The organism is Longibacter salinarum (genome assembly GCF_002554795.1).
GTDB classification, from domain to species: domain Bacteria; phylum Bacteroidota; class Rhodothermia; order Rhodothermales; family Salinibacteraceae; genus Longibacter; species Longibacter salinarum.
This window is the reverse complement of sequence record NZ_PDEQ01000004.1, coordinates 344,300-358,612: the sequence shown is the minus strand read 5'-3', so window position 1 is coordinate 358,612 and position 14,313 is coordinate 344,300. Positions and strand designations below refer to the sequence as shown.

General features: G+C 59.3%; 13 protein-coding genes. 5 read left to right on the top strand and 8 right to left on the bottom strand.

From position 1 onward, the window contains the following. Positions 1–45: 45 nt before the first annotated feature. The 8 genes from CRI94_RS09865 to aat all read right to left on the bottom strand — a co-directional run bounded on the left by CRI94_RS09865 (position 46) and on the right by aat (position 7,549). Positions 46–336: a NifU family protein gene (locus CRI94_RS09865; protein ID WP_098075527.1), complete on the bottom strand. Its 291-nt coding sequence runs from the start codon at positions 334–336 to the stop codon at positions 46–48. A gap of 168 nt (positions 337–504) precedes the next feature. Beyond that, a complete protein-coding gene (locus CRI94_RS09860) occupies positions 505–1,626 on the bottom strand; it encodes an Mrp/NBP35 family ATP-binding protein (RefSeq protein ID WP_098075526.1) in 1,122 nt (373 codons plus the stop codon). 159 nt (positions 1,627–1,785) lie between these two features. Then, positions 1,786–2,745 carry a Ppx/GppA phosphatase family protein gene (locus tag CRI94_RS09855; RefSeq protein ID WP_098075525.1) on the bottom strand — a complete coding sequence of 320 codons (960 nt, stop codon included), beginning with the start codon at positions 2,743–2,745 and terminating at the stop codon, positions 1,786–1,788. 71 nt (positions 2,746–2,816) lie between these two features. Next, complete coding sequence (gene prmA, locus CRI94_RS09850) at positions 2,817–3,659, bottom strand: 50S ribosomal protein L11 methyltransferase (protein ID WP_179862239.1); 843 nt, start codon at positions 3,657–3,659, stop codon at positions 2,817–2,819. A gap of 213 nt (positions 3,660–3,872) precedes the next feature. Continuing rightward, positions 3,873–4,610, bottom strand: a complete 738-nt coding sequence (gene ubiE / locus CRI94_RS09845; protein WP_098075523.1) for a bifunctional demethylmenaquinone methyltransferase/2-methoxy-6-polyprenyl-1,4-benzoquinol methylase UbiE — start codon at positions 4,608–4,610, stop codon at positions 3,873–3,875. Positions 4,611–4,802: 192 nt separating this feature from the next. Further along, entirely contained in the window at positions 4,803–5,786 is a 984-nt protein-coding gene (gene pfkA, locus CRI94_RS09840) for a 6-phosphofructokinase (RefSeq protein WP_098075522.1), read from the bottom strand. Between the two features lie 58 nt (positions 5,787–5,844). Then, a complete protein-coding gene (locus CRI94_RS09835) occupies positions 5,845–6,825 on the bottom strand; it encodes an N-acetylmuramoyl-L-alanine amidase-like domain-containing protein (RefSeq protein ID WP_098075521.1) in 981 nt (326 codons plus the stop codon). 64 nt (positions 6,826–6,889) lie between these two features. Then, positions 6,890–7,549 (bottom strand): leucyl/phenylalanyl-tRNA--protein transferase, encoded by a 660-nt coding sequence (gene aat / locus CRI94_RS09830; protein WP_098075520.1) that lies wholly within the window; start codon positions 7,547–7,549, stop codon positions 6,890–6,892. A gap of 110 nt (positions 7,550–7,659) precedes the next feature. Here aat and CRI94_RS09825 point away from each other — a divergent pair, with 110 nt between their 5' ends. The 5 genes from CRI94_RS09825 to CRI94_RS09805 all read left to right on the top strand — a co-directional run bounded on the left by CRI94_RS09825 (position 7,660) and on the right by CRI94_RS09805 (position 14,293). Then, positions 7,660–8,172, top strand: a complete 513-nt coding sequence (locus tag CRI94_RS09825) for a biotin/lipoyl-containing protein (RefSeq protein ID WP_098075519.1) — start codon at positions 7,660–7,662, stop codon at positions 8,170–8,172. Between the two features lie 54 nt (positions 8,173–8,226). Then, the gene (locus tag CRI94_RS09820) at positions 8,227–9,240 is read left to right on the top strand and encodes an NAD-dependent epimerase/dehydratase family protein (protein ID WP_098075518.1); all 1,014 of its coding nucleotides are present in this window, start codon (positions 8,227–8,229) and stop codon (positions 9,238–9,240) included. Between the two features lie 834 nt (positions 9,241–10,074). Then, positions 10,075–10,677: a hypothetical protein gene (locus tag CRI94_RS09815; protein ID WP_098075517.1), complete on the top strand. Its 603-nt coding sequence runs from the start codon at positions 10,075–10,077 to the stop codon at positions 10,675–10,677. Between the two features lie 413 nt (positions 10,678–11,090). Next, on the top strand, positions 11,091–11,822 hold the full coding sequence (locus tag CRI94_RS09810) for a CPBP family intramembrane glutamic endopeptidase (protein ID WP_098075516.1): 732 nt from the start codon (positions 11,091–11,093) through the stop codon (positions 11,820–11,822). A gap of 251 nt (positions 11,823–12,073) precedes the next feature. Beyond that, positions 12,074–14,293 carry a lamin tail domain-containing protein gene (locus CRI94_RS09805; RefSeq protein WP_179862238.1) on the top strand — a complete coding sequence of 740 codons (2,220 nt, stop codon included), beginning with the start codon at positions 12,074–12,076 and terminating at the stop codon, positions 14,291–14,293. The last annotated feature ends 20 nt before the right edge of the window (positions 14,294–14,313 follow it).

Genomic DNA, 14,313 nt, shown 5'->3' with positions numbered 1-14,313 from the left:
ACAATACGTCAGAAAAAAGCGGTCGAACCGCTGTTACGGCGTTTGTTACGGCGTGGCCGTCGCGTTGACAGCTTCCACACGCGTGATTTCCGGCACGGAGCGCTTCAGCGTCTGCTCAATTCCAGCGCGGAGCGTCATCGTGCTCATCGGGCACGATCCGCAGGCGCCGAGCAGTTCCAGCTCCACCACGTAGTCGGACGTGATGTTGAGAAGCCGCACGGATCCGCCATCGGCCATCAGATAGGGCCGGATGGTATCGAGAGCTTCTTCAATCTGGTCGCGCAGCTCCGGGTCGGTGTTCGGATCGGAGGCGGTAGGGGACACAGAGTCGGTCATGAGTCGAAACGAGTCGCAAGAACGAGGATGCGGGGAGAGGGTGGTCAGATCTCGTCCACCACATGTGCATGCTGCGTGGAAATGTAGAAAAGGCTTGACCTCGAAAAAGGTCCGAGCGACGGCGGCTTTGACCGGTAAGCAGCGCCCGACCCGAGAGGGTGCACAGAATCAGCGGTAGAGGATCTCGACTTTCTGCGTCGGGTCCTTTTGCGCGTTGCGAATCGAAACCTGTTCGACGGTCCGATCGGCGAGCGTTCGGAAGGCGTCCGCCGATGCGCTATCTGGGTGTGAACGTACGACGGGAAGACCGTCATCGCCACTTTCGCGAACGATCTGTTCGATCGGTACTTCGCCGAGGAAGGGCGTATCGAGTTCGCGGGCGAGGTCCTGTGCTCCGCCCCGGCCGAACAGGTAGTATTTCCGGTCCGGGAGATCCGGTGGCGTAAAGTACGCCATGTTTTCGACGATGCCGAGGACCGGGACGTCGACGTTGTCGAACATCGCCACGCCCTTTTTCGCATCCGCGAGGGCCACTTCTTGAGGCGTCGAAACGATGATGGCGCCCGTGAGCGGGATCGTCTGGACGATCGTCAGCTGCACGTCGCCCGTTCCCGGGGGCAGGTCGAGGATCATATAGTCGATGTCGCCCCAGTGCACGTCCCCGAGGAACTGGCGGACGGCTTTGGTCACCATCGGGCCGCGCCAGACAACGGCTTTCTCCGGGTCGACCATGAAGCCCATCGACAGAAGCTTGATCCCGTGCTGCTCCAGCGGAACGATCTTTCGCTCGTCATTGACGCGCGGTTTTTCCCCTTCCATGCCCATCATTTTGGGCACGGATGGGCCGTAGATGTCGGTATCAACGAGGGCGACGTTGTATCCCTCGTCTGCGAGCGCAAGAGCGAGGTTCGCGGCAACGGTGCTTTTTCCAACACCGCCTTTGCCACTTGCCACCGCAATGGTGTTCAGCACACCGCCACTCTTCTGCTGGCTTTTTTCCCCGCTGGCATCGCCAACGGTGATGTCGTCACCGAGCGAGATCATTTCGTTGTCTAGCTCCACGTCGACGTTCAAATCCCGGTCGACCTCCTCGTGGATCACGCGTCGACACGCCTCCTGGACCTGTTTTTCGAACGCCGATCCGGGGTCTTTGACGACAACCGTAAAGGATACGGTATTGCCGTCGACCTGCAGATTGCGCACCATGTCGAGGCGCACAATGTTCTGGTCGCGCTTGGGCTCGATGACCTTCTTGAGAGCCTGGAGAATCTGTTCGCTACGTACGGCCATGACACGGGCGGGGAGGTTGGCATGATACGGCACAATCTGCCACCAGAGGTCCGGTTCATTGTTCCTGCTGTGTCATGTGGGATCTGTCAAATACAGACCCTCAGATAGGATAAGCCTCGAGCTTCGGCGTGCTTACAGAAACGAGCACATGCAGCGGGCCTACGCAGACGCGAGATGGCGGAGAATAAGGCCGTGGCGCAGTTCATACGGGCTGACATGAAGGACAGAGGCTCCTGTCTGCTCCAGCACGGCATCCAGGATCATCACGCCGACGGGAAAGACGGTTGCTCGGTGCTCCATCGCCTTGGGGTGAAGGGCAAGTACCTCTTCGGGCGATCTGCGCAGGACGTCCTCGCGCCAGTGCCGGACGCGTTCGCTCGTAAGCGTGTGCGGAGACCCGTTCAATGGATCGATCGTGCTGTCGGGGCCGGTATCGACGAGAGCAAGCGCGCTTGCGGTTCCCGCGGTGCCGATCACGGTCAGGGCACCATCATTCCGGGAGGAGGCGATGAGCGTCGCATGCTCCAGTGCGGAGTCGATGGCGTTCCGCGCGAAGCTTATATCGTTCGGTGCGGGAGGCTGAGAGGTGAAGCAGCGCTCGGTGAGGCGAATACAGCCGATGTTGAGGCTGACGCGGGCCGAGATCGAGCGCTCTGCGTTCGGGGTGTGGCCAGACGGGTTGGTGCCGGCGACGAGTTCGGTGGAGCCGCCGCCGACGTCGACCACGAGGCAGCCGGCGTGAACATCGCGAAAGGGAGCCGTCGCAGCGGCAAAGCTCCACGTCGCTTCTTCCTCTCCAGACAAAATTTCGTACGGCAGGCCGGTTTCATCGCGGACGAATCGGATCACCTCGTCCCGATTGGTGGCGTCGCGAGAGGCGGACGTGGCACACACGACAAATTGATCCACCTCGTGTGCTTCGGCCACAGAGCGATGGTCCCGAAGGACATCGCCGAGTCGCCTGAGAGCCGCCTTGCTGATTCGCCCGGTGGCATCGACGCCCTCGCCCAGTCGTACGAATCGCTCAGCGACGTGAAGTCTCTCGATTCGCTTGCCGGTCACGTCGGCAATGAGAAGCTGTGCCGTGTTGGTGCCGACATCGATGGCCGCGATGCGCATACAGAAGAGAGATCGGGGTTGGTGCGTCGGGTAGAGAGGAAAACTGCCGTCGGTTCGGCAGCACGTGTTGGTTAGGCGCGTTCCTGGAGTCGGAGTCGCAGGCCGATCCACTCATTCTCCGAGCGGATCTCGTCGATGGTATAGCCGCACTCATTGGCGCGGTCGGTGATAACGTCCTTGTCGCGCTTGAGTAAGCCGGCAAGGATGAGTCGTGCGCCCGGTGCGCTCGCCTCGGCAAATTGCGGCATAAGATCGAGGAGAACGTTTCGGTTGATGTTCGCGAGGATGACGTCAAACCCCGATTCGGAGACGACGTCCATCGATCCTTTGCGCACGTCGATCTGCTGCTCGCACTCATTGAGGCGTGCATTTTCCGGAGCGTTCTCGACCGCGTTCGGGTCGATATCGACCGCAATGCAATGGTCTGCGCCAAGGCGGCATGCAGCAATCGATAGGATGCCAGTTCCCGCACCGACATCGAGTACGGTGTCGCCGGGCTCAATCGCTTCAGTGAGAAGGCGTAGCACGAGACGTGTGCTTTGGTGATAGCCTGTCCCGAAGCTCATCTTCGGATCGACGATCAACTCGTGCGGCACATCGGCATCCTCCACCGGCTCCGACCATGTGGGGCGAATCAGAAACTGCCCGGCGCGGATGGGCTGGATGGTCGCCTCCCACTTCTCGTTCCAGTTCGTATCGGGGTGGAAGCTCGTGTTGATGTCGACCTCCCACTTCCGCTCGTGGAGCCAGGCCAGCAGCGACTGGGTGTGATCGTCAGACCAGGCTTCTGCTGGCATGAAGGCATGAAGAGCGTCGCTACCCGTGAGGAAGCCGACCGCACTGGTTTCCAGTTCGGCCACGATGGCGTCGTAATGTTCGGGAGCGACGGAAATACGAAGTTCGATAGTACCCACAGAGGGATGTAAGTCGAGGTGCGAAGATAGAAAGGCAGTCTCAATCTCCAAGATAGAAGGTTGAGCTGCGGAATGAGACGGGGGAGAGGCGGGAAGCCGTGGCATGGGCATTCACCCGTCAGGAGACCAGAAGGCCACGGAAGGAGGGGACAGATCGGGGACGTAGCTCCCAAGCGGGGGATCGATCGGCCGCGTGGGGGCGAGTAGGTGTACTTACGATGCGGGAAGGGTTCCCTTGTAAATGGACGCGATGCCGAAGGTGAGAGGCGTCCACGACGTTTCGCGGAAGCCGGCCGCTTCCATACGGTTTAGAAAGTCGGGACCGTCGGGGAATGCAGCGACAGACTCAGGGAGGTACTGGTAGGCGCTGGCGTCGGAACTCATCGCCCCGCCAATGCGAGGGAGGACGTGCTTCGAGTAGAGCGCGTACAGCTGCTTGATCGGGAAGGCGCGCGGACGGCTGAACTCGAGAACGACGAGCGAGCCTCCCGGACGCAGAGCACGGGCCATGCCGCGCAGCCCGGCGTCAAGGTTTTCGAAGTTTCGGACACCGAACGCAACCACAGCTGCGTCGAAATAACCGTCGTCGGCCGGGATCGCCTCCGCATCGCCCTGGACGAGCTCGATCCGGTTCGATAGACCCATTCGGTCGAGCTTTTCACGACCATAGCGGAGCATCTCTGCGGAAATATCCACTCCCAGTGTCTTACGGGGCTGGAGGATACGTTCCGCCATGATCGCCACGTCCGCCGTTCCCGTGGCGACATCGAGCAGTTTTGTCACCTTCTCATCAGCGAGTTGGCGAAGGGCACGCCAGCGCCAGTATTGATCGATGCCGAGACTGAGTACCCGGTTGAGGAGGTCATACTTTGGAGCGATGGTGTCGAACATCTGTTCGACGTGCTCCGCTTTTCCCTCGACTTCGCCAATGGGCGGGGATTGCTGCGACATCGTCAGAATACGAGCGTGAGGTAGAACAGGAAAACGGTCACGTGTCGTAACCCACCGCGGATGATGGGATCCACTAAGCCGTGATGAATACCCGTTTGGTTACGCTGTTGGCGGTGCATCACGTATCTGCAAGAAGCGCTGCAGGCGCCGATCGCGCGGCCACTTTCAGCGCGTGGCCCGCCGCGGGTCGCATTAGCTCAGAATCTGCGTCAGCTTCAGGAGATCGTAGTCGATCGATTTCTTCCGGCTGTAGACATTGCGGAGCGGAGTCAGCTTCGTTTCTCCGTTGACCATGCCGACCATAACGTCGGTATGGCCGTCCAGCAGGGCTTCGACCGCGGCGACGCCGAGGCGGCTCGCGAGAACGCGGTCACTGGCCGTCGGGGAGCCTCCGCGCTGCGTGTGCCCCAGGATGGCCGAGCGAAGGTCGATGTCGTCAAACGACGGATCCTCGCGAAGGGCTTGCTCGATTCCACGAGCCCCGCCAAGTTCGTCTCCCTCGGCGACAACGACGATCGTAGAGCGGCGCTGCGCCGACATCAGCGACAGAATCCGCTCTTTGATCATGTCCATTTCCGTGATCGTCTCCGGGATGAGCACGAGCTCGGCCCCGCCCCCAATGCCGCAGTTCAGTGCGATAAAGCCGGCATCCCGGCCCATGACCTCGATCAGGAAGAGGCGGTTATGTGCATCGGCGGTATCACGGATGCGATCGATATTCTGGATCGCCGTGTTCAGCGCCGTGTCGTATCCGATGGTCGCATCGGTACCGAACAGGTCGTTGTCGATCGTCCCCGGGCAGCCAACGATTGAGATCCCGTGTTCTTGTTGCAACTTCGATGCCCCACGAAATGTACCGTCACCACCAATGGCGACGAGTGCGTCGATTCCGTTCGCCTTGAGGTTTTCAGCTGCGCGGGCGCGCCCTGCTTCCGTTCTGAATTCTTTCGAGCGAGCGCTCTTCAGGATCGTTCCGCCGGTTTGTACGATGTTCGACACCGAGCGTCGGTCCATTTCCACGAAGTCGTCCTCGATCATTCCCTCGTAGCCCCTGCGGATGCCGGTGACTTCGAGGTCGTTGGACAGGGCGGTGCGGACGGTCGAACGGAGGCAGGCATTCATGCCGGGGGCATCTCCACCGCTCGTGTAAACGCCAATGTGCTGGATGTCTTGCATGGGTGAGGGTCGGGGAAAGAAAAACCAGTCTTCAGGCGGACTGACCGGCAGTCCGGCGTCAAGGCGAATCCGAGGCCGCGGGCTGCGGGCGTGCCACTACAATACCGATCATGTGGCCGATCTGTTGAACGTACCGTTGAAGATCGGGCGAAACCACGACCCCGTCCGAGAGCGAGGCATGAAGCAGCCCAACACGGTCGTTCGGATCGTCTTCCTGCGGTACGTACGCGAGTCCGGTGTGCGCAATGTCGAGGCCGTCCACGGAGGTCACAATTGCGATGATGTCGCCGGCGCGGAGCTGATCATAAACGGTACGGATCGAATCCTGCGGGACGTACTGTAGGGGCCGGTTGGAGGCAGCCCGCGCGAGTTCACTCTCCGCGTCCTGGACGCATGCGAGCAGACTGTCGTTTGTGGCGAATCGCTTGTATGCGTCGCGGTGCGTGCTCATGAAGTCGATGCTATCGCGAAACGTGCGGCTCGCTATTGTCGGCGTAATGTCTTGTACGAACCGAGAGGCGTCGTTGTCGCGGATCCAGTCGGAGAAATAGTGGAGGCGGCTGCAGTAGCCAAGAGGCTCTCCGGCGCGGTAGCGAATTGCCCCGAGGCGACGAGCAAATCCGGCGTACGTTGTGTCCTCTTGAACAACGCCCCGCGCCATGGCGAGCAACGATTCGACGTACGTCACGCAGTCGAACCCGTCGAATCGGATCACGAGCTGCTCCTCGGACGGTTCGTCCAGCGTACCCTCGAGATAGGGTGCCCCACCGAACGTTTGGCCGAGGATCTGCATGACTTCTCCGACGGGTCGCTGAGACAGGTGTAGGCTGTCGGCGACCTTCATGGTGGCGGCAAACCGCCGGGCCGTGCTATCCGATGGCGGAACGAGCGCGCTGTCCGGGAGGGACGCGACAGACCCATCGTCAGCGGAAACTGTATCGCTCAGGGACGTCGGCGGGTCGTCAGGCGACGCCGAACCGGATCCACAGGCCGTAAGCAGGCCGATCGTCAGCAGGGCGATGAGGAGAAACCGGGGCATAAGGGGGCGTTTGGGGTTTAGGTGCGGGTGGGGCGGTGAAAGGCCGATCTGGCCGGTCCATTTCTTACGTTTCGTCCTGCCGCGTCACGTTTTCCTCCGGCCACCAGGTCGTATCGACACCGAGCGCATCTGTGAGCAGGACCTCATATTCCTCACGCGGGATTTCGATCGCTCCGAACTGTTCGAGGTGGGAGTTCGAATACTGCGTATCGAGAAGGGTGTATCCGCCGGCACGGAGTTGCCGTACGAGGTGGACGAGAGCGACTTTCGACGCATTGCTCACTCTGTAGAACATGGACTCTCCAAAAAACGCACCGCCAAGTGCGACGCCGTAGAGTCCACCCGCAAGTTCATCGTCTTTCCAGGCTTCGACGGAGTGCGCAAAGCCCATATGATGAAGCTTGGAGTAGACGCGAATGATCGGCTCCGTGATCCATGTCCGCGTCCGGTCGGCGCAGGCTCGAATAACGTCATCGAAGACCACATCCGACGTTACGGTGAACTCGCCTCGCTCGACGCGGCGTTGCAAATTTTGTGGAGTGTGAAACGCGTCCAGGGGAAGGATGCCGCGCGGGTTCGGGGCGTACCAGCGGATCGCGCCCGTGTCCTCATCACCCATCGGGAAAACCCCGTTGGAGTAAGCGCGGAGGAGAAGAGCGGGGGTCAGAGATAGGCGTTCGGTCACAGAGAGCAGAATGATGACGGACAACAGACCAGGCTTCATCTCATTTCCAACTTGGAAAGACCGGCAGAGTTTGTATCTTCAGGAAACGGGCAACGCGCCTCCGGTGATGTTGTCCTTTCGGTCCTGCCCCGCTTACGACTCCAGTGTCCATGTCTAGCCGCACGTATCAGGCTCTCGTCGGCGATCGCTCCGTTGACGTCACGATTGAGGATGGCCAACTCCTTGTGAACGGTGAGCCGAGAGAGTGTTCATTCCGAACCATTCGTAAGGGGTACGTCTCCCTGATCCTCGATGGTCGGAGTGTACCGGTTTCCGTCGAACCCACCGACGACGGCTCGTACCGGGTCACGATTAGGGGACGCCGCACCTCGGTCCGTGTCAAGGACGAGCGCGCCCTTCTGATGGAGGAGTTCGGTCTCGAAGAGGATGGAGCCGCAGGTGGGGAAGTACGTGCTCCGATGCCAGGGCTGGTTCTCGATGTGCTCGTGTCGGTTGGCGCTACGGTCGAGGCGGACCAGGGAATTCTGGTTCTGGAGGCAATGAAAATGGAGAACGAACTGAAGGCTCCCTCAGCCGGGACCGTCTCGGCGATTCATGCGGGAGCTGGGGACGCGGTCGAAAAGAACGCCCTTCTCATCGAAATTGAGGCAGCAACCGAGTAGTCGCAGTCGCTCTTCCTTGCGTCTGTCCCGACTTGATTGCGTGTAGCGACTTTGATGACAGAACCACGGCGTACGCTTGTTACCGGCGCGACCGGCCTCGTTGGCTCGGAGCTCGTGCACCAACTGCTGGCAAATGGGCAAGAGGTCCGCATTTTCCGTCGATCCTCGTCGGACCTTTCGATTCTAGGCGATGCCGCTGACGAAGTTGAGCACGCTATGGGGGATATTCGAGATGCCCGGTCGCTCCTTGACGCGATGCAGGATGTCACCCACGTGTATCATGCGGCCGCGCAAATTTCTTTCGGCCCGGGACAGCAGAAGACGCTGCATGAGGTGAATGTCTATGGGACGGGTAACGTCGTGAATGCTGCTCTTCGATCTGGCGTGCAACGACTCGTTCATACCTCGAGCATGGCAGCATTCGGTCGGCCGGCGGGCCCCATGGTCATCAACGAGTCTACATCCTGGGATGACGAGGAAGATCGGTCGGCCTACGCCCGTTCGAAATATGAGTCCGAATTGGAGGTGCATCGGGGCATCGCCGAGGGGCTTGACGCTGTCATCGTGAACCCATCGCTCATTTTCGGTGTCGGGCGGGAAGGGCATGGTACGCGCCGTATCATCGACGCCGTCCGGTCGGGGTGGGCGCGGGCCGTGCCTCCGGGAGGAAGTAACGTCGTCGATGTGCAGGATGTGGTTCAGGGAATGCGAAACGCCATGGCACGCGGAGAAAAGGGCCGCCGTTACTTCCTGGGGAGTCAGAATCTCTCCTGGCACGAGATCGTCGGGACGCTGGCGGAGGCGTTCGGGCAGCCCCCCCCCTCGCGTACGATCCCACCATCACTCATGAGTGTCGCAGCTGTCGCGTCCGAGGTTGTCTCATTTGTGACACGTACGCGCCCGATGCTCACACGCGAGCATGTCCAGACGAGTACGGCAACACACGAATACGAGAACCGGCGAGCCCGGACGGAGCTTGGCTGCTCCTTCCAACCGTTTGAAGTGACGGCTCGACGTATTGCTGCGGAGCTTTCTGCTTTGTCTCGTACCGAAGAAATGCAGGACTGACAACCTGTTTGGCGGATGGGTCTCAAAAACGTACGCTCGGTCGTTCCTGTTTACTCGCAGGCCTGATCGTGATCCTATGGCACGTGCGCTGTAGACACGGTGCGCGAAACACACAAGGCCTGGTTACGCAGGCGTCCCGAGGACAGACGATCGGAAGGTCCGCTCTTTTGGATAGCCGAAGGCGGTCCGCCAAACAGGTTCTGAGCCCGATAAAATGCGCACGTGGTCGCGTCGGGCGGCGTAGTCATGGTATCAAGTTGCAAAACGTGCGAACTCATAGATGACAAATGTGTAAACACAAAAGTAGATATCCGGACATTTCGTTCATGAGTGAAATAGTGTTCATGCTCTTGCTCGATCTCATGCCGGTTCGCCGGTCTGGATGAAAGAGGCGTTCGCGCAGAGAAATGGTGTCGCTCTCTACGCGATCTCGTGGTCCGTCTTTTGCTATGGTGCAGGATAATAATCGGAGGAATGGTCCCTATTCTCCCTGGAGGATGCTCCGATCTTTCCACTTCTGCGCTATTTCGAGACGGTTTTTATCGCTCTCAAGGAATTTCGTGGATGCAGAACCGAAGGTGCGATCGCGTATGTGAATTCGGTCGCACTGCTTTTGTGCTGCTTAACGTCCGTACGATCGGGCTAAGCGCCGCTTAGCATCTGTGTGCAGCGGTATGAATCGACTGCAATAATCTGTCCGGCTCGTCGCGCTCTTTCCGCCCCGGTGATATGCGTGACTTTTGCCAAGATCTTTTGTACGATGATGCGGTACAAGCCCGGGCTGTTAGGATACGGGGCGACCGTTCTTGTTTTTCACTAAGACGCGTGACTGCTGTGTCCCTGAATACGAGCGTGCAGACCGAAACGATCGACAATCTGAAGCAGCGCCGGAATCAAATCTTGGCGTTCATTGACGAACACTTCGGTACGCAACGAGCATTCTGTGAGGCAACTGGGCTCAAACCGGCTCGGGTCAGCAAGGCGCTGCAGAACCGATATTTAACCAACCGTCGCATCCTTCCTATCGAGCATGCCATCGAGCAGTGGAAGGATGAGAAAGGGCTAGGGGCGTCGACAGAAGGCATCCGTATGTCGGTGTATCGACTGCAATCCCGGCGCTTGCGGCCGACAGGTCTGCAGGAAACGGTCACCCCGCGTCTGCTGACGGAAGAGTGTGATAACGATAAGCTTGCCTACATACTGGTCACTCCGTACCATCACGCAGTTATTGAACTCGTTGATGCACAGGGGATCCTGCCACAGGAACTGGATATGCCGAGTAGCGGATCGACCGCGCGCTATGCGGCCCTGGTTGACGGCCAGTGGGATTACGTGACAGTCATCTGGGACATGAGTGGTACCCCGACCCTTGCCGAGCGCACGGACGCAGAGGTGAAACTATTCGGGCGACCGATCAGCACCATCAAACTTCTCTAGCGCGGGCCGCCATAACCGAAGCATCCGACCGGCTACATTGTACGACGGAAACGCCACGTCGATAGAGAACGCCTGGGCCCTCACGGTCCGGGCGTTTTGCATTTAAGCCTGCGTCTTGGGGCCGTAGCTTTTTGACCACCTGCGATAGGTCCGGACGCGATCGGAGGCGGGACGTATCACTGAACTTGAAACTCTCCGTTTGTCCCACGACACAGCGTTTAAAGAGGTGGGCTCTCTGCTCCAACCGTTCGTCGACTCGAGTGCAAGTGACGCACGTAAGAAGATGACGCTAGATGCAACGATTTCATCGAGGCGGACACACATTGCCAGTGTCCTGAGTAGCATTTTGTGAATTAAACGAGGGGCGCTCACGTCGCGTCCCCCGCTACCACCAGACGGAACGTCCGCCGCGTATGTCCGATCGTCACTCTATTGCCGAACAATCTGTCGCGGGCACGGACACTTCCGTGCGCCGACTGACCCGGGCTCCCTTTGTACCCGAAACGAACAGTCGGCTGTACCTGCTCGTCGAGTTTTTGGCGCTCTTTGCTGGACTGCCGCTTTTACTTTTCACGCAACGGCACACGCTTGAGGGATTGATTGCGCCCACGCTGCTCTTTCTTGCTGCCGGCTGCACATTGCTCCTTTGGTACGATCGGGGCTTCGATCGGACACGGCTGTGGAACCGCCAGCGCTTTAAGCGTCGCTTCGTCCGAGCGGTGGGAATCTTTATTCCAGGCGCGGCTGTGGTCGTCGTCGCGCTGGGTGTCCTGCGACCGGATCTACTGTTGACGTTCCCGCAAGAGTATCCAAAGGTGTGGGTTGCCATCATGGTGACCTATCCGTTTGTCTCGGTGTACCCGCAGGAAGTGATCTTCCGGGCCTTCCTCTTCCATCGGTACGACGCTCTCTTTCAGCAGAACTGGTCGAAAATTGTCGCAAGTGGTGCGGCCTTCGGCCTGGCGCATATCATCTTCGCCAACTGGGTTGCACCATTAATGACTGCGGCGAGCGGCGTCTGGTTTGCCCGAACATACTCGCGCACCGGATCCACACTTCAGGTGTCAATCGAGCACGGCATCTGGGGCTGTTTCGCATTTACGATTGGTCTCGGATGGTACGTCTATAGCGGCGCCATCGGGTAATGCGACCGCCGACGCCAGCGGTGGAATGCCGAGCTGACTTGGTTCTGCAGATGGGCACATATACGTAAATTGTCGCTGCGCCGGTTACGTACGTACCCTTGCGTATGGGTGCTAACGAGACCAATAGGCATGTTGGAGCCCCGTTCCCTCTCCAACGGTCTCGTGGACCTATGACATGCCGAAGATGCATTTGCTTTGGGTCATTACTATTCGCGTTCGCTCTCACAGTTACGCCGGTCCGGGCTCAGGCTGTGGGCATCAGCGAAATTCTTTACAACGGTCTCAGCGAGTCAGACGCTACTGAACTCGAATGGATCGAAGTTTATAACGAAGGAAATGACCCGGTATCGCTACAGGGTTGGTCGCTGGTAGACCCGACCCCGTCCGAGTCGGAATCCGCCTCTCATACGATTTCGTCTGAGGTCTCTATAGCGCCCGGGAACTATGCGGTGCTCTGCGGGACGAGTACGACCCATGTCGTTTGCGACTACACGTACAACGGGATTGACCTGGGCGACGCCGCCGATGATATCGTCCTGCGTGATGGTCAAGGCAACCTCCAGGACCAGATAAGCTATGGAGGTACCGACTGGCCATCGGTGGCAAGCGGTGAATCGGCAACGTTTACAGGGCAGTCGATTGGCGACAATGCGACGGACGCCAAGTGGGCGGCCCAGTCGACACAGCTCGGATACGTGCAACCCAGCAATAATGCGGGGACGCCCCGGTTGCGCGGCCCTCAGCAGGAGCTCCCGGTTAAAGCTGTGCTGACGAGTGTAGCCGGCTGGCGCCAGCTTGCCCCACCGATGACTGGCTTAACCGTGGGCGACGTGGCGGACGATACGCACATTCAGGGTGTAGAAGGAGCCTATCCCAATGCCTACACTACGATTTATCTATCGTATGACGCGCCTGGTACGGAGACTTCGGGCGAACACTGGGTTGAGGCCTCTTCCGTAGACGACGCGCTGGCGCATGGACACGGGTATATGATGTACGTCTACGCACAAGATCTTGGATCCGTCTTGTCATTCGAAGGGCCGGGTCCAACGAGCGATGTCACGGCGACCAATCTCCCAACGAGTCGGAAGTGGCACTACATGGGGAATCCATTTCCGAACGCGATCGATGTAGATGGCTTGAACCTGGTGGCCCAGGGTTTTCAAAGCAATGTGCTTGTATGGGACCCCGGGGTCGGCTCGTACAAATTGGTCTTGCCAATTGCTGGGGATGAGGTAGACGGCTCCGACGACATCGCCGCCCATCAAGGGTTCTTCGCCGAGTTCGATACCGAGAACTGGTCTGGTGAAGATTTTACGTCCCTTACGTACGATATGGGGTATCAGGTGCCGACGCGCCCGACCTTTCACAAGAGTCAGCCTGCAACTACGCAACCATCGCCGTCTGGGCCGGTGTCGATTCGGCTAAGGGTCACCGCTATGAATGGATTCGAGACGGTTGCCTACGATGAGGCTGCAGCGGTCATGCTGCATCCAGATGCTGGTTACGGATGGGATGCCTGGGATGCGACGAAGCTCGTGCCTCTCGCGTGGCCAACGGTTGCGCTGAGCTTCCCGAGTACCGGCGATCATGCCCATCGACGTGCTGTTTCGAGCATTCCGACGGATCTTGATGGTGAGTATGTGCAGCCGATCTTTGTAGATGAGTCCGGGACCGACGCAACGTCCTACCGCATCTCGTGGGATGGGGCCGATGCCCTTCCGCCGTGGTGGAGCATCGAACTGGAAACCCCTAACGGAACCATAGATCTGCGTGAGAATCAGTCGGTCACGCTCGATGCGTCGATCGCGTCGAAGTCGAAGAGTCTGACGCTACCACCAGCAGCATCGCGCAAGCCGAATCCACTCCCCGATAATCCGTTCATGAGTCGGAAGTCGGGGACGTCGCCGCTGACTCTCCGCATCGATCCCGGGGTACCAGTGGCTGCCCGAATCTGGAACGATGGCAACCGGATCCACGCGGAGTGGCACCAACCAGCGGATACAGAGCACCCGATCTACGTGGAGTGGAAACGGGATGGCGCCTTCGTTGCCGCCGAAGGGACGGTTACCGAATCTGGCAACGGCATGAACCGCTTCGAGAGTAACGCCCTCGAGAATGGATCATACCAGGTTCGCCTCGTCCGGCGGGTAGGCCAGAAAACGGAGCACCTGGTCGTCGAGAAGACGGCCGTCATTCAAGACGAAGATGCTATGACCGTTCGGGTCGGGCCGACGCCCGTTGTCGATCGCTCTGCCGTCCGGATTCGAACGGCCGATGATGTGAACGTCCGAGCTGAACTTTTCGACGTACTCGGACGTCGCGTGGCAACCCTTCATAATGGGGCCTTGACGGCTCGTCGCGAAGTTCGTTTGCCGCTTCAGGCCGATCAACTGAGTGCTGGAATGTACGTCCTGCGGGTTCAGGCGGGCAAACAGACCTACACTGACAAAATCGTCGTGGCTCGCTAGTCCTATCAGCGGCCTCGACG